This window comes from Corallococcus macrosporus DSM 14697 (assembly GCF_002305895.1).
Taxonomy (GTDB): domain Bacteria; phylum Myxococcota; class Myxococcia; order Myxococcales; family Myxococcaceae; genus Myxococcus; species Myxococcus macrosporus.
This window is the reverse complement of record NZ_CP022203.1, coordinates 3,891,062-3,908,310: the sequence shown is the minus strand read 5'-3', so window position 1 is coordinate 3,908,310 and position 17,249 is coordinate 3,891,062. Positions and strand designations below refer to the sequence as shown.

Sequence of the window (17,249 nt, the reverse complement as noted above, 5' to 3'; positions counted from 1 at the left end):
GCAGCCCGGACGAAGGGGTTAGACGCGGCGACGCTTGGGCTGACGGCACCCGTTGTGCGGGATGGGCGTCACGTCGCGGATGAGGTTGATCTTCAGACCGGCGGCGGCCAGCGCGCGCAGCGCCGACTCGCGGCCCGCGCCCGGGCCCTTCACGAACACGGACACGTTCTTCAGACCGTGCTCCATCGCCTTCGCCGCGGCGTCGCCAGCGGCCACCTGGGCCGCGAACGGGGTGGACTTGCGGCTTCCCTTGAAGCCACGCGCCCCGGCGGACGACCAGGAGATCACGTTCCCGGACACGTCCGTGATCGTGATGATGGTGTTGTTGAACGTGGACTGGATGTGGACCACGCCGTTGAGGATGTTCTTCTTGCCCTTGCGCTTCGACTTCTTCGCGGCAGGGGCCTCGCCCTCGGTGGGCGCCGCAGCCGTATTGATCTCGTCAGCCATGTGGATTGCTGCTCCTGGGAGGAGGTGATCGACGCCGGCGCCTCACGGGCCGGCGCTGTGATTAGCGGCCCGCCGCCGGCTTCGCCCGGACGATGCCCCGCTTCGGCCCCTTGCGGGTACGCGCATTGGTGTGCGTCCGCTGGCCACGAACCGGCAGGCCCTTCCGGTGACGAAGGCCCCGGTAGCAGCCCAGGTCCATCAACCGCTTGATGTTCATGGTGACTTCGCGCCGGAGGTCACCCTCCACCTTGTAGCTGGCCTCGATGATCTCGCGGATCTTGCGGGCCTGCTCCTCGGTGAGGTCCTTGGTCCGGGTCGTGGGATCGATGCCCGCCGCGGCAATGATGTCTTGCGCGGACTTGTTGCCGATCCCGTAGATGTACTGGAGCGAGATCACCGCGCGCTTGTTGGGCGGCAGATCGATGCCGGCGATACGAGCCATCTTCGGTCTTCCTTCTTAAGTGGAGTTGGTCTGAAGCCAACGGCCGTCTGGCCGTTAGCCCTGGCGCTGCTTGTGCCGGGGGTTGGAGGCGCAGATGACGCGCACGATACCCTTACGGCGAACAACCTTGCACTTGTCGCAGATCTTCTTGACGGACGCCCGAACCTTCATTGGAGCGAACTTCCTTCCTCAGCAAAAGAAAAGCCCAACGGGCGGCCCGCCATTCCCAGCGGGTACACCCTACTACTTCGCCCGGTACGTGATCCGTCCGCGCGTCAGGTCGTACGGAGACAGTTCGACCTTCACTTTGTCACCCGGGAGGATGCGGATGAAGTGCATCCTCATCTTGCCCGAGATGTGCGCGAGCACCTTGTGGCCGTTGTCCAGCACCACGCGGAACATCGCGTTCGGGAGGGGCTCCATCACGGTCCCCTCGACTTCGATGGAATCATCCTTCGGCAAGCGTCAGACTCTCTTCCCGGACCACGAACCTCTTGGAAGCGCGGCGGGATAGCACTTTGGTCCGCAAGTGGCAAGCGCCGCGCGACTGCAAAACTTGGATTCCTACCAACCCCACATAACAGCGGGCTATTTCACCCGCAGTCACAACAAAATCAACTCCTCCCGTGAGGCCGGGGACTCCGTCCACCGGGAGCGCGAGCTGAAGCTGCGGGGTGAACTTGCGCCTGTCCTCCCTTGGAGTCCAGGTGCCCCCCTGGGTGGAGCTCTTCTACCGCGGGGTCGGGCCAGGAAGGAGGCGCCCGCCAGGCCACCTCCCCTCCCGCTAGGTGTTTCTGGGATCAGGCCTTGCCCGCGGCGGCCTTGATCTCCTCGTAGATGCCCTCGGGCGTCCCCACGCCATCCACGCTCTTGAGGAGGCCCTTCTTCTCATAGAAGGCCTTCAGCGGCGCCGTCTCCGAGTCGTACTTCTGGAGCCGCTTCTCGATGACCTCAGGCATGTCATCCGGACGCTGGACGAGCCCCGTGTTGCACTTGTCACAGTAGCCGGCCCGCTTCGGAGGGCTCTGATAGACGTGGTAGACGCTGCCGTCCTGCGGGCATACCCGCCGGCCGGAGCCCCGCTCCACCAGCTTCGCGTGCGGCACCTCGAGCGAGATGACGGCGTCGAGCTGCTTGCCCAGCCGGTTCAGCATCGTGTCCAGCGCGTCCGCCTGCCCCGGCGTGCGCGGGAAGCCGTCCAGGACGAAGCCATGGGCCACGTCCGCCTCCTTGAGGCGCTCCTCGACGATGCCAATCACGACGTCGTCGGGAACGTACTGTCCGGCGGCCATCAACGGCCCGGCGACCTTGCCCAGCTCCGTCCCCTCCGCAACCGCCTTGCGGAGGATGTCTCCGGTGGAGATCTGGGGGATCTGGAAGTCGGCGAAAAGGCGCTTGGCCTGCGTGCCCTTCCCCGCGTTCGGCGGCCCCAACAGGATCAGGTTCATGTGCTCCTCTCAGCTCCGAAGGAAGGCACGGAAGTCGTAGGACTCAAACCTCCGCGCGCGCTCCGTGTGCACCAGCGAATATCTTTGAACAATACCTGGCCTGGGAACGACGAGGCGCCCCTCCCCGCGACAGGGAGAGGCGCCTGGAACGCCCGCGCGGAGGCTCAGGCCGCCACGCGCACCCGGCCCCGGATGCGCGGGCCGCGAGGGCCGGCGAAGCCCTCGTAGTTACGACTGATGAGGTGACCCTCGATCTGCTGCACCGTATCCAGCGCCACGCCCACGACGATCAGCAGCGCCGTGCCGCCGAAGGTGAACCGCACCCCCAGCAAGCCACTGATGACGGACGGAATCACGCAGATGACGGACAGGTAGATGGCGCCGCCGAACGTGAGCCGGTTGAGCACGCGCTCGATGAACTCCGCCGTCTGCCGGCCCGGACGGATGCCCGGGATGTACCCACCCTGCTTCTTGATGTTGTCCGCCACGTCGTCCGGACGGAACGTCAGCGCGGTGTAGAAGTAGGCGAAGAAGATGACCATCAGCACGAACAACCCGTTGTAGATCCACAGGTTGCCTTCGATGGCGCGCTGGAAGCCCTGAAGGAACGGGAACCACGTGCCCAGGGTGGCCGGGAAGGACAGGACCGCACCGGCGAAGATGGGGGGAATCACGCCCGAGGTGTTCACCTTCATCGGGAAGTACGTCGCCTGGCCAGCGAACATCCGACGTCCCGCCATCCGCTTCGCGTACTGGATGGGGATGCGCCGCATGCCGCGCTCCACGTAGACGACCGCGGCGATGATGATGAGCATGAAGACGACCAGGGCCAGCACCTCGGCCACCGAGATGACGTCCTGGCGGGTCAGGTCCAGCAGCTGCTTCGCACCCGGGAGCAGGCCCGCCACGATGCCGGCGAAGATGATGAGCGAGATGCCGTTACCGATGCCGCGCTCGGTGATGCGCTCACCCAGCCACATGATGAAGGCCGTGCCGGCCGTGAGGCTGACGACCGTCATGAAGGTGAACCAGACGCTGTCGTCGGGGACGACCACCTGGTTGAACCCGCTCTGGCCACCGTCGGAGCGGCCGAGCGACGCCAACCACCGGGAGATACCGATGCCCTGCACGACGGAGAGGGCGATGGTGCCGTAGCGGGTGTACTGGTTGATCTTCTGCCGGCCCCCGCCCCCTCCTTCTGCAGCCGCTCCAGGCTGGGCACGACGACGGCCAGGAGCTGCATGATGATGGAGGCGCTGACGTACGGCATGATGCCCAGGCCGAAGATGGACATCTGCTCCAGCGCGCCTCCGGAGAAGAGGTTGAACAGCGAGACGAGGCCGCCCGATTGCTTCTGGGCGTCCATGAACGCGTTCATCGCCGAACGGTCCACGCCTGGCGTGTTGATGAAGATGCCGATGCGATAGACGGCGAGCAGCGCGAGCGTATACGCGAGCCGGCTGCGCAGCTCAGCGATACGGAAGACGTTGGCGAAGGCGTTCAGAGCCACGGGGTAGCCATCCTCTTCGAGAGGGTTCTGCCAGGACGACAAAACGCCCCTGTTCCACGAGCGGGAAAGGGGCGCAGAAGCCTACACAAGCGAAACAGCGCGCACCACTGGCAAGTGATGCGCGCCTGACACGCTCAGGCCTTGGGCTGCCGAGGAGCCTTGACGCCCTTGCCAGCGTGGGCCTTGGCGGCGGACTCCGGCTTGTGGGCCACGAGCGGAATCTCCTCCACCGCGCCGCCCGCCTTCTGGATGGCCGCCTTCGCCGCCTCGGACGCCTTGTGCACCACCACGGTGACCTTCTTGGTCAGCTCGCCGCGGGCCAGGAGCTTCACGCCGTGGTAGCGGCCCTTGACCAGGCCGACCTTGCGCAGGGTCTCCACGTCCGCCGTGGCGCCGGCATCGAAGTGCTCCTCGATGTCCGACAGGTTCACCACCGCGTACACGGTCCGGTTCGGCGGCGTGAAGCCGAACTTCGGCAGGCGCCGCTGCAGGGGGCTCTGGCCGCCCTCGAAGCCTTCGAACCGCATGTTGCCGGTGCGGGCCTTCTGGCCCTTGCCACCGCGGCCGGCCGTCTTGCCAAGACCACTACCCTGGCCGCGACCCACGCGCTTCTTGCGGTGCCACGAGCGCGCCGGACGCTGCAGTTTGTTCAGAGTGCTCATCGTCTCGATCCTCTCGTGACTCAGGCCTTGAGCTGCTTGACCTGGTACGCCAGCGCCCGCTCACGCAGGGCGACCTTGGCGGGCTTGCGGCGCTTGGGCGCCGGCGCGTCGCCGGAAACGGTTTCCAGTGTGACCAGGTGCTTCACCTTGAACCACATGCCGCGAATCGCAGACGTGTCCTTGAGGATCCGCTCGTCACCGAACTTCTTGAGGCCCAGCCCACGGATGGTGTCCAGCATGTCGCTGGACGCACCCGCAAAGCTCTTCACCAGCTTCACCTTGAGCGCCATGGACTAAGCCCTCTGCTCCCCGGCGAGCTTCGCCGGCTCGACGTCCTTGCCACGGAGGCGCGAGACCTGCTCGGCGCTGCGCAGCAGCTTCAGGCCAGCAACCGTGGCCTTCAGCACGTTGTGCGGATTCCGCGACCCCTGGCTCTTGGTCAGGATGTTGCGGATACCAGCCGCCTCCAGCACCGCGCGAACCGCGCCGCCGGCGATGACGCCCGTACCCTGGCTGGCCGGCTTCAGCAGCACCCAGCCGGCGCCGAAGTGACCGAGCACCTCATGCGGAATGGTGTGACCCACGAGCGGAACGCGGAACAGGTTCTTCTTCGCGTTCTCACCACCCTTGCGGATGGCCTCGGGCACTTCGTTGGCCTTGCCCAGGCCGACGCCCACGTGCCCGGCGCCGTCCCCCACCACCACGAGGGCGGCGAACGAGAAACGACGGCCGCCCTTCACGACCTTGGCCACGCGGTTGATGTTCACCACGCGGTCGGTGAGGTCCAGATCGTTCGGATTGATCGGAGTTGCCACTTGGGGGATTCCTTTCTTAGAACTTCAGCCCGGCCTCGCGCGCGGCGTCGGCCACGGCGGCGATGCGCCCGTGATAAGGGAAGCCGTTGCGGTCGAACACCACCGCATCGACGTTGGCGGCCTTGCACTTCTGCGCAATCAGGGTACCAACACGCTTCGCATCCGCCTTCTTGTCGCCCTCGTCCTGACCCTTCAGGTCCTTGGACAGCGACGAGGCAAACGCGAGCGTCTTGCCCGTGGTGTCGTCCACCACCTGCGCGTAGATGTGCTTGAGGCTCTTGTAAACGGTGAGCCGCGGCCGCTCCGTCGTTCCCGACAGCTTCTTGCGGATGCGGTTCTTCCTCTTGAGACGGGCGTCGAGCTTCGTAGGCATGGCTGCTTCCTTTTCCGTCCGGCGGCGATGCGGCCTTCCGCCGCCGGATGATGCCGCCAGGACCAGAGGACCTGGCGGAGTTTGGAACACTCAGGAAAGACGATACGACTAGGTCGTACCCGTCTTGCCCTCCTTGCGGCGGATGCGCTCCTCGGAGTACTTGATGCCCTTGCCCTTGTAGGGCTCGGGCGGACGCAGCGAGCGGATGTTCACCGCCGTCGCGCCCAGCACTTCCTTGTCCGAAGAGCGGAGCGTCAGGCCCACGGTGGGCAGGCTGTCCTCGTTGCGCGGGGCCTTGTCGACTTCAGCCGTCACGCCCTCGGGCAGGTTGAACACCACCGGGTGCGAGTAACCCAGCGCGAAGTGAATGGCCTTGCCCTTCACCTCGGCGCGGAAACCAACGCCGCGGATGTCCAGCTTCTTCTCGAAGCCCGTGCTCACACCCTTCGCCGCGTTCGCGAGGATGGTCCGGGTCAGGCCGTGCATGCTGCGCGCCTCACGCGAGTCATCCGCGCGCTGCACCGTCATCTGCCCGTCCTTGATCTCGACCTTGACCTTGCCAGGCAGCTTCACCGACAGCTTGCCCTTGGGGCCCTCGAAGTTCACCTGCTCACCGGCGACGACGGCCTTCGTCTTGTCGCCGAGCTTGATCGCCAGTTTTCCAATCCGACTCATGGTTGCCTCGGTCCTGTGTGCCTGGGGGGCGCGCCCTCACGGGGCGCCGCTCCCGGGCGGCTGGCTAGTAGACGGTGCAGAGCAGCTCGCCGCCGACCTTCTGCTTGCGGGCCTCGGAGTCCACCAGGATGCCGCGCGAGGTGGAAAGGATGGAGATGCCCAGGCCACCCAGCACCTGCGGAATCTCACGCACGGCGGCGTACCGGCGCAGACCCGGCTTCGACACGCGGCGGATGCCGGTGATGGCGGGGGCGCGGTCCGGACCGTACTTGAGCTGCACGGAGATCTCCGGGAACACCGTGCGCTTGTTCTGCACCGTCTGCTCGTGGACCACGAAATCACCGATGTAGCCCTCGTCCTTGAGGACCTTGATGATCTCGAGCTTGAGCTTCGAGTGGGGGATGACGACCTTGTCGTGACGCGCGCGCGAAGCGTTGCGCAGGCGGGTCAGCATGTCGCCGACGGGATCATTGACCGGCATGGAGTACCTTCCCAGGCGAAGGCCCGTTCAGGGCACCTCGCGTTCGCGGCCACCGCGCCTGCCGGGCCCATCCCGGGGGTTCGCGACGACCGCCACTACGAACTGCGGACTTCAGGGTGGAGGCTCCGAGAGGAGCCCACCACCGCGCCTGGCCAACTCGAAGGCCCGCCAGGCGCCCTGCCCTACCGACTCACCAGGACGACTTGGTGACGCCGGTGATCTCACCGCGGAGGGCGCGATTGCGGAGGCAGATACGGCACATCTTGAACTTGCGCAGGAACGCGCGCGGCCGGCCACACAGCGGGCAGCGGTTGTACTGGCGCACCGAGAACTTCGGCTTGCGCTTTGCCTGGGCGATCTTGGAGAGCTTGGCCATGTTTCGTCGGGTCCTTGGCTCGAGGGCTTACTGACGGAACGGCATGCCGAAGTGACGCATCAGCGCCAGCCCCTGCTCGTCGTTGGCCGCAGTGGTGACGAAGCTGATGTTGAGCCCCTTCACCTTCTCGATCTGGTCGTAGTTGATCTCAGGGAAGATGATCTGCTCGCGCACGCCGAGCGTGTAGTTGCCCTTCCCGTCGAACGCCTTGGGGGACACGCCCTTGAAGTCACGCACGCGCGGCAGCGCCACGGTGATGAGGCGGTCCATGAACTCGTACATGCGGTCGCCGCGCAGCGTGACGGCGGCACCGATGGCCTGCCCCTGGCGCAGCTTGAAGTTCGCGATGGACTTACGGGCGCGCGTCACGATCGGCTTCTGGCCGGTGATCGCGGCGAGCTGGTCCACCGCCGACTCCAGGATCTTGTTGTTGGCGAGCGCCTCGCCCAGACCCATGTTGACGACGATCTTCTCCAGCCGCGGCACCTGCATCGGGTTCTTCAGGTTCAGTTCCTTCAGGAGGGAGGGAACACCTTCCTTGAAGAAACGCACCTTCAGGCGCGCCGGCTTGGACTCGAGGCCTTCCTCGATGTTGGCGGCAAAGCCAACCTTCTTGGCCTCTTCCTTCTTGCCGCGCTTCGCCTTCTTTTCCTTCTGCTCGGCCTTCTTCTCGTCAGCCATCGTCCTGTCCTCTGCTTCGGGGCGCCGTCGTGGACCCAGCACGCCCGATCAGTCCTTCGTATGGAACCTGGAAACACCGCGAGGGCCCCTGTTGCTCCACGGGCCCTCCATGCCTGCACGCCCGCCCTTTCCCACCACCGGGGTGGGCAAAGGGCGCGCATACATGCACCAACGCGGACACCTAGTCAATCAGGGCGTCGCAGTTCTTGCAGAACCGCTTCTTCTTGCCCTCTTCACCCTCGGTACGGATACCCACCCGGGTCGGCTTGTCGCACTTGACGCAGACCACCTGCACGCTCGCCAGCGCGATCGTGCCCGGCTTCTCGACAATGCCGCCCTCGGGGCTCTGGGGCGTCTTCTTCATGTGACGCTTGACCAGGCGCAGGCCCTCGACCGTCACGCGTTCCGCCTCGCGATCGATCTTCAGCACCTTGCCGCGCTTGGTCGCCGGGTTCTTCTCGGAGGCCTCGGCCCCGGCCATGACCTGGACCGTGTCTCCCACCTTCAGCTTCTGCATGGCTTCCTCTCTCTGGCTGCTCGCCGTCCGGCCTGCCGTCCTCTCAGAGGACCTCGGGCGCCAGCGAGATGATCTTCATGAACTTGCGGGCGCGGAGCTCACGGGCAACGGGCCCGAAGATACGCGTACCAATGGGCTCCATGTCCTTGTTGATGAGGACCGCGGAGTTGCCGTCGAACTTGATGTAGCTGCCGTCCGGACGACCCACCTCGCGCTTGGTGCGAACGATGACGGCCTTGGCCACGTCACCCTTCTTCACCTTCGAGTTGGGAAGCGCCTCGCGCACCGAGACGACGATCACGTCGCCGATGGACGCGTACTTGCGCTTGGAACCGCCGAGCACCTTGATGCAGAACACCTTCTTCGCGCCCGAGTTGTCCGCCACGTCGAGCACGCTCGTCATCTGAATCATCTGGGAATCTCCTGTCGCCGGTGACCATCCCGCGCCGCCTCACGGCCACGCGGAACGGACATGCGTGCTAGACGTTCTTGCTCTTCTCCAGCACCTCGACCACGCGCCAACGCTTGTCCTTCGACGTCGGCTTGGTCTCGGCGATCCGGACCCGATCACCCTCGTTGATGGTGATCTTCTTGGGGTAATCGTGGTCCTCCACGTGCGCCTTGTACTTCTCGCGCAGGCTCATGATCTTCCCGTACTTCGGGTGCGGAGCCCGGCGCTGGACGGTGACGACGACCGTCTTCTGCATCTTGTTGGAGGTGACGATCCCCACGCGCGTCTTGGGACGGCCACGGGTGGAAGTCGCGGGAGCCTGCGTCTCGGTCGCTTCAGCCATCTTCTTTCTCACTGTCTCTCATGCACCCGGGCGTCTGCCCGGATGGCCGCACGCGCTCCTCTACCTGCTGAGCGCGCTTGGAGTCGAGGGTTTCAGCCCTGGGCCTTCGTCTTCTGGGTCAGCACGGTCAGCACCCGCGCCAGGTCCCGTCGGTGCGTGGTGCGCTCGGCCGGGTTGTCCAGCGAGCCGGTCCGCCGCTTGAGCTGGTCCTGGAACAGGGTCTCGCGCAGCTCGGCCGCGCGCTGCTTCAGGTCGTCCGCCGACAGTTCCTTCAGTTCCTTCGCAGTCGCCATTTCACTCTCCATGCGACCGGAAGCCGTCTTCAAGACCGGCTCCCGTCGCTCGGTGCCTTAGAGGCTCAGGTCCGCCCGCTTCACGATCTTCGTGAGCACCGGCAGCTTCGCCTGCGCCAGCTTCAGCGCCCCGGTGGCCACTTCCGGCGTCATACCCTCCATCTCGTAGAGGATGCGGCCGGGCTTCACCACCGCGACGTAGTACTCCACGCCGCCCTTGCCGGTACCCATACGGGTCTCAGCGGGCTTCTTGGTGATGGGCTTGTCCGGGAAGATACGGATCCAGATCTTGCCGCCACGCTTCACGTGACGCGTCATCGCGATACGAGCCGCCTCGATCTGCCGGGAGGTGATCCACCCCGGCTGGAGGCTCATCAGGCCGTACTCACCGTAGGTCATGTCGCTACCCCGGTGAGCACTGCCAGGCATGCGGCCCTTGTGCATCTTGCGGTACTTCGTACGAGCAGGCTGAAGCATCGTCGCTGTCCTTCGCCGCCCTGCCCCGGGCGCCCCTTTTGAGAGCGCCCGGCGCGGGTGGACTGATTACCGGTTGGAGGGCATGGGGGCCTGGCCACCCTTGCCCGGGAGGACCTCGCCCTTGCAGACCCAGACCTTGCAGCCGATCTTGCCGTAGGTCGTCTTCGCCTCGGCGAAACCGTAGTCAATGTCCGCGCGCAGGGTGTGCAGGGGCACGCGACCCTCGCGGTACCACTCGTAGCGCGCCATCTCCGCGCCACCGAGGCGGCCCGAGCAGGCCACGCGGATGCCCTTGGCACCGAACTTCATGGCCGTCTGCAGCGCCTTCTTCATGGCGCGGCGGAAGGCGATGCGGCGCTCGAGCTGCGTGGCGATGTTCTCCGCCACGAGCTGCGCGTCGGTCTCCGCCTTGCGGACCTCGACGATGTTGAGGAAGACCTCGTTCTTCGTGAACTGCTGGAGGTCCTTCTTCACCGTCTCGATGCCCGCGCCACGCTTGCCGATGACGATGCCCGGCCGCGCGGTGTGGACGTTGACCTTCACCTTGTTGGCGGCGCGCTCAATCTCCACCTTGGACACGCCCGCGTGGTTCAGCGACTTCTTCACGAACTCGCGGATGCGGATGTCCTCGTGCAGCCACTGCGCGTAGTTCTTGTGCTCGAACCACTTGGAGTCCCAGGTCTTGATGACACCAAGCCGGAACCCGATCGGATGAACTTTCTGTCCCAACGTGATTCTCCTTGAAGCGTCCGGGCAGGGCCCGACGGGTCCTACTTCTTCGCCTCGGCGAGCACCACGTGGACGTGGGCCGTCTTCTTCTTGATGGGGGTGGCCCGGCCCATGGCGCGCGGCATGAACCGGCGCTGGGTGGGGCCCTGGTCCACGGAGATGGTCTTCACGTAGAGCGTGTCCACGTCGACCTGGCCCTTGGACTTGTCAGTCGCGTTGGCCACGGCGCTCTTGATGAGCTTCTCCACCGGCTTGGCCGCGGCGCGCTTGGTGAACTTCAGGATGTTGAGGGCCGCCTCGACAGGCTTGCCCCGGACGAGCTCCGCAACGGTGGAAATCTTGCGGGGGCTCATGCGCAGGAAACGCAGATGTGCAGTCGACTCCATGGTCTTCTCCTCAGGCTCTCAGGCAATGCGCCAGGCTACTTGCCCGGGGCCTTGGCGACCTTCTTGTCCGCCGAGTGACCGCCGAACGCACGCGTCGGGGCGAACTCGCCGAGCTTGTGGCCAACCATGTTCTCCGTGACGAACACCGGGATGAACTTCTTCCCGTTGTGCACCGCGAAGGTGTGACCCACGAACTCCGGAAGGATGGTGGAGCGGCGGGACCACGTCTTTACGACGGCCTTCTTGTTCGTCTTGATCATGTCCTCGATCTTCTTCACGAGGAAGTCGTCGACGAACGGACCCTTCTTGATCGAACGAGCCATGGAATCCTCTTACTGGCTGCGCGCGCCCTGGCGGCGGCCGGAGACGATGAACTTGTCAGTGCGCTTGTTGGTGCGCGTGGTGAGACCCTTGGTCTTCTTGCCCCAGGGGGACACAGGGTGCGGGTTACCCTGACCGGACTTGCCTTCACCACCGCCGTGCGGGTGGTCGACCGGGTTCATCGCCAGACCGCGGACGGTGGGACGGATGCCCAGCCAGCGGCTCTTACCCGCCTTGCCGATACGGATGATCTCGTGCTCGATGTTGCCGACCTGACCCACGGTGGCGCGGCACTCGATGAGGACCTTGCGGACGGTGCCGGAGGGCATACGCACCTGCGCGTAGCGCTCCTCCTTCGCCATCAGCTGGCCGGACGTGCCGGCGGAGCGGATGACCTGGGCGCCACGGCCCGGCTTCAGCTCCACGTTGTGGATGACCGTACCCACCGGGATGTTCTGCAGCGGCAGGCTGTTGCCAGGCCGGATGTCCGCGCCCTCGCCGGCGAACACGGTGTCACCCACGCTCAGGCCGACCGGAGCGAGGATGTAGCGCTTCTCGCCGTCCGCGTAGTGCAGCAGCGCGATGTTGGCGGTGCGGTTCGGGTCGTACTCGACGGCCACGACCTTCGCGGGGACGCCATCCTTGTCCCGGCGCTTGAAGTCGATGACGCGGTAGCGGCGCTTGTGGCCGCCGCCCTGGTGCCGGCGGGTGATGTGCCCGTGAACGTTGCGACCACCGGAGCGCTTGAGCGGCTCGGTGAGGCTCTTCTCGGGCGAGTCCTTGGTGATGTCCGCGAAGTCGGACACCGTCATCAGACGGCGGGCGGCGCTAGTCGGCTTGTACTTCTTGATGCCCATGGTGTGTTCCTCAGGCTGGCTCGACGCCGTGGCGTCAGGCCGCCCCTCCCTCGAAGAGTTCGATCGAGTCGCCCTGCTTCAGCGTCACAACCGCCTTCTTGAAGTTGGGCCGCTTGCCGATGCTACGACCCACCCGCTTGATCTTGCCGCGGACGATGTTGGTGTTCACGCCCTCGACGGTGACCTTGAAGAGCGTCTCCACCGCGCGGGCCACGTCGTGCTTCGTCGCCTTGCGGTCGACGATGAACGAGTACTGGCGGAACTTCTCGCGGGCCTTGTCCAGCTTCTCGGTGATGAGCGGGCCCTTGATGACGTCGTTCAGATTCATGACAGCGCCCCCTCGAGGGTCTTCGCGGCCGCGGACGTGAGGACGAGGTGCGAGTGCCGGAGAACGGCCTCGAGGTTCAGGCCCTCGGGCGGCAGCACGTCGAACTTCGCCAGGTTGCGCACGCTGCGGTGCAGGTTGGTGTTGCCCTTGTCGTCAATCACCAGGGCGTTCTGGAGCTTCAGCCGCTTGGTGAGGACCTCGAAGGCCTGCTTGCTCTTCGGAGCATCCAGGGAGAAGCCGTCCAGGATGATGAGCGTCTTCTCCTGGGCCCGCAGGGACAGCGCGGACTTCAGGGCGCCGCGGCGCACCTTGCGGGGCGGGCGGTAGAAGTAGTCGCGCGCCTTGGGAGCCATCGCCTTGCCGCCACCCACCCAGTGGGAAGCGCGGATGGAGCCCTGACGAGCGCGGCCGGTGCCCTTCTGCTTCCAGGGCTTCTTGCCGCCGCCGCTGACCAGCGAGGTGTTCTTCACCCCGACCGTGCCGCGGCGCCGGTTGATCTGCTGCATCTTCGCCACCTCGTAGAACAGGTGGGCGTTCGGCTCGGTGCCGAAGACATCGTCGGAGAGCTCGATCTCCGACACCTTCTTCAAATCCAGGTCGACAACGTCAAACTTCGCCATGGCACTTTCCTCGCGGGGGTCGGAGTGAAACCACTCGAACGCCCACCCGCTTCCTAGGACTTGATCTCGACGTCAACGCCAGCCGACAGATCCAGCTTCATCAACGCATCCAGCGTCTGCTGCGTGGGCTCGAGGATATCGAGCAGGCGCTTGTGCGTACGGATCTCGAACTGCTCACGGCTCTTCTTGTCCACGTGCGGAGACCGCAACACGGTGAACTTGTTGATGCGCGTGGGAAGGGGGATCGGACCGGCCACCTTCGCGCCCGTGCGCTTGGCCGTCTCGACGATCTCACCCGCACTCTGGTCCAGGAGCTTCGAGTCGTACGCCTTCAGCCGGATGCGGATCTTCTGTGTCGCCATTCGCAAGAACCTCTTTGGACGAACTCTGCCTCTGCCGCGGGAGGGCGTTACGACCGACATCCCCTGGATTTCACAGAGCCGTTTCTTCAGAACGAAGGGGCGCGGTGTGTACCATCCCGCCCCAGGGTGTGCAACTGGATTCCCATCGGCTCCCCGAAAATTCCCCATTGGGGGACTCAGGGAGCCGTTGGGGGCCTGTACGCTACTCGACGACTTCCGCCACGACGCCGGCGCCCACCGTGCGGCCACCCTCGCGAACGGCGAAGCGCAGCTCCTTCTCCATCGCCACCGGGGTGATGAGCTCCACCTCGATGGCGATGTTGTCGCCCGGCATCACCATTTCGACGTTGTCCGGCAGCTTCACCGAGCCCGTCACGTCCGTGGTGCGGAAGTAGAACTGCGGACGGTACCCCTTGAAGAACGGGGTGTGACGGCCGCCCTCTTCCTTGGACAGCACGTAAATCTGCGCCTTGAACTTGGTGTGCGGGGTGATGCTGCCCGGCTTGGCCAGCACCTGGCCGCGCTCCATGTCCTCGCGCTTCAGGCCGCGCACCAGCGCGCCGATGTTGTCGCCCGCCATGCCCTGGTCCAGCAGCTTGCGGAACATCTCCACGCCCGTGACGACCGTCTTCTGCGTCGGACGCAGACCGACGACTTCCACTTCCTCGCCCACCTTGATGATGCCGCGCTCCACGCGGCCGGTGGCCACCGTCCCGCGGCCGGAGATGGAGAACACGTCCTCCACCGGCATCAGGAAGGGCTTGTCCGTCGCGCGCTGCGGCGTCGGGATGTAGCTGTCCACCGCCTCCATCAGCTTCAGGATGGCCGGCTCGCCGATGTCGCTGGTGTCACCCTCCAGCGCCTTGAGCGCCGAGCCCGGGATGATGGGGATGTCGTCGCCAGGGAACTCGTACTTCTTGAGCAGGTCCCGGACTTCCATCTCCACGAGCTCGCGCAGCTCGGGGTCATCCAGCATGTCCACCTTGTTCAGGAAGACGACGATGTACGGAACGCCGACCTGGCGCGCCAGCAGGATGTGCTCGCGCGTCTGGGGCATCGGGCCGTCCGCCGCCGACACCACCAGGATGGCGCCGTCCATCTGCGCCGCGCCCGTAATCATGTTCTTCACGTAGTCGGCGTGGCCCGGGCAGTCGACGTGGGCGTAGTGCCGGTTCGTCGTCTGGTACTCCACGTGCGCGGTGGAGATCGTGATGCCGCGCTCACGCTCCTCCGGCGCCTTGTCAATCATGTCGTACGCCAGGAACGTGGCGCCGCCCGTCTTCGCCAGCACCTTGGTGATGGCGGCGGTCAGCGACGTCTTGCCGTGGTCCACGTGTCCGATCGTGCCGATGTTCACGTGGGGCTTGTTACGCTCGAACTTCTCCTTGGCCATGGCCTCTCCTCACGGGGTTGCCGGTTCGAAGCCCGGCACGAGTCGACTCGCGGAAAACAACTGCGAAGGTGCTGCGTCCTGCTCCAAACCCGCCACAACGTCAACTGAAATCGCCCGACCGGTCCGCGGCCGGGCTCCAGCCACTCAGCGGTTGAGCGCCGACTTGGGCGCGGGCGCGTAGTGACTGAACTGCATGGTGTACGTCGCCCTTCCCTGGCTGCGGCTGCGCAGGTCGGTCGAGTAGCCGAACATGGCCGCCAGGGGCACCTGCGCCTGGATGGCCTGCACCCGGCCAGGCCGGGGCGTCATCCCCAGCACCTTCCCGCGCCGCCCGTTCAGGTCGCCAATCACATCCCCCATGAAGTCGTCGGGCGTGACGATTTCGCAGTTCATGATGGGCTCCAGGAGCACCGGCGCGGCCGTGCGCACGGCGTCCTTGAACGCCAGCGAGCCGGCAATCTTGAACGCCATCTCGCTGGAGTCCACGTCGTGCATGGAGCCATCGAAGGCCTCCACCTTCACGTCCACCATGGGGTAGCCCGCCACCGGGCCGTTCTGCATGGCCTCGGCGCAGCCGGACTTCACCGCGTCCACGAACTCCTTGGACACCGCGCCGCCGGTGACCTTGTTCTCGAAGGAGAAGCCCTGCCCCGGCTCATTGGGGGCCACGCGCAGCCAGATGTGGCCGTACTGGCCGCGGCCCCCCGTCTGGCGGATGTACTTCCCTTCCATCTCCACCTGCGTGGAGACCGTCTCGCGGTAGGCCACCTGCGGCTTGCCGATGTTCGCGTCGACCTTGAACTCGCGCAGGAGGCGGTCGACGATGATCTCCAGGTGGAGCTCGCCCATGCCGGCGATGAGCGTCTGCCCCGTCTCCTCGTTCGTCTTCACGCGGAAGGACGGGTCTTCCATGGCCAGCCGCTGCAGCGACTGGAGGATCTTGTCCTGGTCCGCCGTCGACTTCGGCTCGATGGCGATGTCGATGACGGGCTCGGGGAACTCCATCCGCTCCAGGATGATGGGCTGCTTGTCGTCGCAGAGCGTGTCGCCGGTGCCGGCCAGCTTCAGGCCCACCACCGCGCAGATGTCACCGGCGTAGCACTCGGTGATTTCGTCCTTCTTGTCCGCGCGCATCTGCACCAGGCGGCTGACGCGCTCGCGCTTGCCCTTCACCGAGTTCCACACCGCCGTGCCCGCCTCCAGCTTGCCGGAGTACACGCGGAGGAAGGTCAGCGTCTGGGACTGGAACGCCGGGTCGTTCATGATCTTGAACGCCAGGGCGCTGAAGGGCGCGTCGTCCCGCGTCTCGCGCACGGCGTCCTCGCCGTTGGGCGTCTTGCCGTGGATGGGCGGCACCTCCAGCGGGCTGGGCAGGTAGTCCACCACCGCGTCCAGCAGCGGCTGCACGCCCTTGTGGCGGAAGGCCGAACCGCAGAACACCGGGAACAGCTTCAGGCCCACGCACCCCTTGCGGATGGCGCCCCGGACCTCGTCCTCGGTCAGCTCCACGCCCTCGAGGAACTTCTCGGTGAGCGCGTCGTCCTGCTCGGCCGCGGCCTCGAGCAGCTCGCCGCGCGCCGCGGCGGCGGCCTCCTGGTACTCCTCCGGGATGTCCGCCTCTTCGTAGCGGCTCCCCTGCTCCGAGTCCTGGAACACCAGGGCCTTCATCTTCAACAGGTCGATGACGCCGCGGTGCTTGTCCTCCGCCCCCAGCGGCAACTGCATGCGGACCGCACGCGCGCCCAGCTTCTCGCGGATGGTGCCCACGGACATCTCGAAGTCGGCGCCCACGCGGTCCATCTTGTTGATGAAGCAGATGCGGGGGACCTTGTACTTGTCCGCCTGGCGCCAGACCGTCTCGGACTGGGGCTCCACGCCGTTCACCGCGTCGAACACGGCGATGGCACCGTCCAGCACGCGCAGGCTGCGCTCCACCTCGATGGTGAAGTCCACGTGCCCCGGCGTGTCGATGATGTTGACGCGGTAGCGCTGATCGCGCCGCGCCCAGAAGGCGGAGATGGCGGCGGACGTGATGGTGATGCCGCGCTCGCGCTCCTGGACCATCCAGTCGGTGGTGGTGTTGCCTTCATGCACCTCGCCCATCCGGTGGATGGCGCCGGTGTAGAAGAGGATGCGCTCCGTCGTCGTCGTCTTGCCGGCATCGATGTGCGCCATGATGCCGATGTTGCGGTAGCGCTCGAGGGGGTACTCACGGGCCATGACTCAATACCTCTCCAGGAAGGAAGGGCGGGCTCGAAG

The 17,249-nt window shown here is 65.7% G+C and carries 27 protein-coding genes and 1 pseudogene; all 28 read right to left on the bottom strand.

Annotated features, from left to right (window positions below):
• Positions 1-18: 18 nt before the first annotated feature.
• Complete coding sequence (rpsK, locus tag MYMAC_RS16540; protein ID WP_013939889.1) at positions 19-450, bottom strand: 30S ribosomal protein S11; 432 nt, start codon at positions 448-450, stop codon at positions 19-21.
• A 61-nt stretch (positions 451-511) separates the two neighbouring features.
• A complete protein-coding gene (rpsM, locus tag MYMAC_RS16535; RefSeq protein WP_013939888.1) occupies positions 512-892 on the bottom strand; it encodes a 30S ribosomal protein S13 in 381 nt (126 codons plus the stop codon).
• 54 nt (positions 893-946) lie between these two features.
• Positions 947-1,063 carry a 50S ribosomal protein L36 gene (gene rpmJ / locus MYMAC_RS16530; RefSeq protein ID WP_002633586.1) on the bottom strand — a complete coding sequence of 39 codons (117 nt, stop codon included), beginning with the start codon at positions 1,061-1,063 and terminating at the stop codon, positions 947-949.
• 72 nt (positions 1,064-1,135) lie between these two features.
• Entirely contained in the window at positions 1,136-1,354 is a 219-nt protein-coding gene (gene infA, locus MYMAC_RS16525; protein WP_002614803.1) for a translation initiation factor IF-1, read from the bottom strand.
• A gap of 338 nt (positions 1,355-1,692) precedes the next feature.
• Positions 1,693-2,340 carry an adenylate kinase gene (locus tag MYMAC_RS16520; protein WP_095958767.1) on the bottom strand — a complete coding sequence of 216 codons (648 nt, stop codon included), beginning with the start codon at positions 2,338-2,340 and terminating at the stop codon, positions 1,693-1,695.
• Positions 2,341-2,504: 164 nt separating this feature from the next.
• Positions 2,505-3,850, bottom strand: a pseudogene (secY, locus tag MYMAC_RS16515) (preprotein translocase subunit SecY).
• A gap of 134 nt (positions 3,851-3,984) precedes the next feature.
• The gene (rplO, locus tag MYMAC_RS16510) at positions 3,985-4,512 is read right to left on the bottom strand and encodes a 50S ribosomal protein L15 (protein WP_013939885.1); all 528 of its coding nucleotides are present in this window, start codon (positions 4,510-4,512) and stop codon (positions 3,985-3,987) included.
• A 20-nt stretch (positions 4,513-4,532) separates the two neighbouring features.
• Positions 4,533-4,802: a 50S ribosomal protein L30 gene (rpmD, locus tag MYMAC_RS16505; RefSeq protein ID WP_013939884.1), complete on the bottom strand. Its 270-nt coding sequence runs from the start codon at positions 4,800-4,802 to the stop codon at positions 4,533-4,535.
• 3 nt (positions 4,803-4,805) lie between these two features.
• Positions 4,806-5,327 (bottom strand): 30S ribosomal protein S5, encoded by a 522-nt coding sequence (gene rpsE, locus MYMAC_RS16500; RefSeq protein ID WP_002633591.1) that lies wholly within the window; start codon positions 5,325-5,327, stop codon positions 4,806-4,808.
• A gap of 16 nt (positions 5,328-5,343) precedes the next feature.
• Entirely contained in the window at positions 5,344-5,700 is a 357-nt protein-coding gene (gene rplR / locus MYMAC_RS16495; RefSeq protein ID WP_013939883.1) for a 50S ribosomal protein L18, read from the bottom strand.
• Between the two features lie 108 nt (positions 5,701-5,808).
• Complete coding sequence (rplF, locus tag MYMAC_RS16490) at positions 5,809-6,375, bottom strand: 50S ribosomal protein L6 (RefSeq protein ID WP_013939882.1); 567 nt, start codon at positions 6,373-6,375, stop codon at positions 5,809-5,811.
• Between the two features lie 64 nt (positions 6,376-6,439).
• Positions 6,440-6,856, bottom strand: coding sequence for a 30S ribosomal protein S8 (rpsH, locus tag MYMAC_RS16485; RefSeq protein ID WP_013939881.1), 417 nt, complete (start codon positions 6,854-6,856; stop codon positions 6,440-6,442).
• A gap of 190 nt (positions 6,857-7,046) precedes the next feature.
• A complete protein-coding gene (locus MYMAC_RS16480) occupies positions 7,047-7,232 on the bottom strand; it encodes a type Z 30S ribosomal protein S14 (RefSeq protein WP_002633595.1) in 186 nt (61 codons plus the stop codon).
• Between the two features lie 27 nt (positions 7,233-7,259).
• On the bottom strand, positions 7,260-7,913 hold the full coding sequence (rplE, locus tag MYMAC_RS16475; protein WP_013939880.1) for a 50S ribosomal protein L5: 654 nt from the start codon (positions 7,911-7,913) through the stop codon (positions 7,260-7,262).
• A 181-nt stretch (positions 7,914-8,094) separates the two neighbouring features.
• Positions 8,095-8,430, bottom strand: coding sequence for a 50S ribosomal protein L24 (gene rplX / locus MYMAC_RS16470; RefSeq protein WP_013939879.1), 336 nt, complete (start codon positions 8,428-8,430; stop codon positions 8,095-8,097).
• Between the two features lie 43 nt (positions 8,431-8,473).
• Positions 8,474-8,842: a 50S ribosomal protein L14 gene (rplN, locus tag MYMAC_RS16465; RefSeq protein ID WP_002633598.1), complete on the bottom strand. Its 369-nt coding sequence runs from the start codon at positions 8,840-8,842 to the stop codon at positions 8,474-8,476.
• Positions 8,843-8,909: 67 nt separating this feature from the next.
• Positions 8,910-9,236: a 30S ribosomal protein S17 gene (gene rpsQ, locus MYMAC_RS16460; protein WP_204817688.1), complete on the bottom strand. Its 327-nt coding sequence runs from the start codon at positions 9,234-9,236 to the stop codon at positions 8,910-8,912.
• Between the two features lie 80 nt (positions 9,237-9,316).
• Positions 9,317-9,529: a 50S ribosomal protein L29 gene (gene rpmC, locus MYMAC_RS16455; RefSeq protein WP_082207202.1), complete on the bottom strand. Its 213-nt coding sequence runs from the start codon at positions 9,527-9,529 to the stop codon at positions 9,317-9,319.
• A gap of 45 nt (positions 9,530-9,574) precedes the next feature.
• Positions 9,575-9,994, bottom strand: coding sequence for a 50S ribosomal protein L16 (rplP, locus tag MYMAC_RS16450; RefSeq protein WP_002633601.1), 420 nt, complete (start codon positions 9,992-9,994; stop codon positions 9,575-9,577).
• A gap of 66 nt (positions 9,995-10,060) precedes the next feature.
• Positions 10,061-10,723: a 30S ribosomal protein S3 gene (gene rpsC, locus MYMAC_RS16445; protein ID WP_002633602.1), complete on the bottom strand. Its 663-nt coding sequence runs from the start codon at positions 10,721-10,723 to the stop codon at positions 10,061-10,063.
• A 41-nt stretch (positions 10,724-10,764) separates the two neighbouring features.
• Positions 10,765-11,109, bottom strand: a complete 345-nt coding sequence (gene rplV, locus MYMAC_RS16440) for a 50S ribosomal protein L22 (protein WP_013939877.1) — start codon at positions 11,107-11,109, stop codon at positions 10,765-10,767.
• Between the two features lie 35 nt (positions 11,110-11,144).
• Entirely contained in the window at positions 11,145-11,432 is a 288-nt protein-coding gene (gene rpsS / locus MYMAC_RS16435; RefSeq protein WP_013939876.1) for a 30S ribosomal protein S19, read from the bottom strand.
• 9 nt (positions 11,433-11,441) lie between these two features.
• Positions 11,442-12,287, bottom strand: a complete 846-nt coding sequence (gene rplB / locus MYMAC_RS16430; RefSeq protein ID WP_013939875.1) for a 50S ribosomal protein L2 — start codon at positions 12,285-12,287, stop codon at positions 11,442-11,444.
• A 34-nt stretch (positions 12,288-12,321) separates the two neighbouring features.
• Entirely contained in the window at positions 12,322-12,615 is a 294-nt protein-coding gene (locus MYMAC_RS16425; protein ID WP_002633606.1) for a 50S ribosomal protein L23, read from the bottom strand.
• Positions 12,612-13,235 carry a 50S ribosomal protein L4 gene (gene rplD, locus MYMAC_RS16420; RefSeq protein ID WP_002633607.1) on the bottom strand — a complete coding sequence of 208 codons (624 nt, stop codon included), beginning with the start codon at positions 13,233-13,235 and terminating at the stop codon, positions 12,612-12,614. The genes MYMAC_RS16425 and rplD overlap by 4 nt, the downstream gene beginning before the upstream one ends.
• A gap of 53 nt (positions 13,236-13,288) precedes the next feature.
• A complete protein-coding gene (gene rpsJ / locus MYMAC_RS16415) occupies positions 13,289-13,597 on the bottom strand; it encodes a 30S ribosomal protein S10 (RefSeq protein ID WP_002633608.1) in 309 nt (102 codons plus the stop codon).
• Positions 13,598-13,799: 202 nt separating this feature from the next.
• Positions 13,800-14,990 (bottom strand): elongation factor Tu, encoded by a 1,191-nt coding sequence (gene tuf, locus MYMAC_RS16410; RefSeq protein ID WP_013939874.1) that lies wholly within the window; start codon positions 14,988-14,990, stop codon positions 13,800-13,802.
• Positions 14,991-15,134: 144 nt separating this feature from the next.
• Positions 15,135-17,210, bottom strand: coding sequence for an elongation factor G (fusA, locus tag MYMAC_RS16405; RefSeq protein ID WP_095958766.1), 2,076 nt, complete (start codon positions 17,208-17,210; stop codon positions 15,135-15,137).
• Positions 17,211-17,249: the final 39 nt, after the last annotated feature.

Excerpts from the sequence above, each read along its gene's own strand:
- rpmD (WP_013939884.1), bottom strand. The coding sequence starts at position 4,802 with ATGGCGCTCAAGGTGAAGCTGGTGAAGAGCTTTGCGGGTGCGTCCAGC.
- rplE (WP_013939880.1), bottom strand. The coding sequence starts at position 7,913 with ATGGCTGACGAGAAGAAGGCCGAGCAGAAGGAAAAGAAGGCGAAGCGC.
- rpsK (WP_013939889.1), bottom strand. The coding sequence starts at position 450 with ATGGCTGACGAGATCAATACGGCTGCGGCGCCCACCGAGGGCGAGGCC.
- rpsS (WP_013939876.1), bottom strand. The coding sequence starts at position 11,432 with ATGGCTCGTTCGATCAAGAAGGGTCCGTTCGTCGACGACTTCCTCGTG.
- rplF (WP_013939882.1), bottom strand. The coding sequence starts at position 6,375 with ATGAGTCGGATTGGAAAACTGGCGATCAAGCTCGGCGACAAGACGAAG.
- MYMAC_RS16520 (WP_095958767.1), bottom strand. The coding sequence starts at position 2,340 with ATGAACCTGATCCTGTTGGGGCCGCCGAACGCGGGGAAGGGCACGCAG.
- rplB (WP_013939875.1), bottom strand. The coding sequence starts at position 12,287 with ATGGGCATCAAGAAGTACAAGCCGACTAGCGCCGCCCGCCGTCTGATG.
- rplX (WP_013939879.1), bottom strand. The coding sequence starts at position 8,430 with ATGCAGAAGCTGAAGGTGGGAGACACGGTCCAGGTCATGGCCGGGGCC.
- rplN (WP_002633598.1), bottom strand. The coding sequence starts at position 8,842 with ATGATTCAGATGACGAGCGTGCTCGACGTGGCGGACAACTCGGGCGCG.
- rpmJ (WP_002633586.1), bottom strand. The coding sequence starts at position 1,063 with ATGAAGGTTCGGGCGTCCGTCAAGAAGATCTGCGACAAGTGCAAGGTT.
- rplV (WP_013939877.1), bottom strand. The coding sequence starts at position 11,109 with ATGGAGTCGACTGCACATCTGCGTTTCCTGCGCATGAGCCCCCGCAAG.
- rplP (WP_002633601.1), bottom strand. The coding sequence starts at position 9,994 with ATGCTTCAGCCTGCTCGTACGAAGTACCGCAAGATGCACAAGGGCCGC.
- rpsJ (WP_002633608.1), bottom strand. The coding sequence starts at position 13,597 with ATGGCGACACAGAAGATCCGCATCCGGCTGAAGGCGTACGACTCGAAG.
- rplO (WP_013939885.1), bottom strand. The coding sequence starts at position 4,512 with ATGAGCACTCTGAACAAACTGCAGCGTCCGGCGCGCTCGTGGCACCGC.
- MYMAC_RS16425 (WP_002633606.1), bottom strand. The coding sequence starts at position 12,615 with ATGAATCTGAACGACGTCATCAAGGGCCCGCTCATCACCGAGAAGCTG.
- rpsH (WP_013939881.1), bottom strand. The coding sequence starts at position 6,856 with ATGCCGGTCAATGATCCCGTCGGCGACATGCTGACCCGCCTGCGCAAC.
- MYMAC_RS16480 (WP_002633595.1), bottom strand. The coding sequence starts at position 7,232 with ATGGCCAAGCTCTCCAAGATCGCCCAGGCAAAGCGCAAGCCGAAGTTC.
- fusA (WP_095958766.1), bottom strand. The coding sequence starts at position 17,210 with ATGGCCCGTGAGTACCCCCTCGAGCGCTACCGCAACATCGGCATCATG.
- rpmC (WP_082207202.1), bottom strand. The coding sequence starts at position 9,529 with ATGGAGAGTGAAATGGCGACTGCGAAGGAACTGAAGGAACTGTCGGCG.
- tuf (WP_013939874.1), bottom strand. The coding sequence starts at position 14,990 with ATGGCCAAGGAGAAGTTCGAGCGTAACAAGCCCCACGTGAACATCGGC.
- rpsM (WP_013939888.1), bottom strand. The coding sequence starts at position 892 with ATGGCTCGTATCGCCGGCATCGATCTGCCGCCCAACAAGCGCGCGGTG.
- rplR (WP_013939883.1), bottom strand. The coding sequence starts at position 5,700 with ATGCCTACGAAGCTCGACGCCCGTCTCAAGAGGAAGAACCGCATCCGC.
- rplD (WP_002633607.1), bottom strand. The coding sequence starts at position 13,235 with ATGGCGAAGTTTGACGTTGTCGACCTGGATTTGAAGAAGGTGTCGGAG.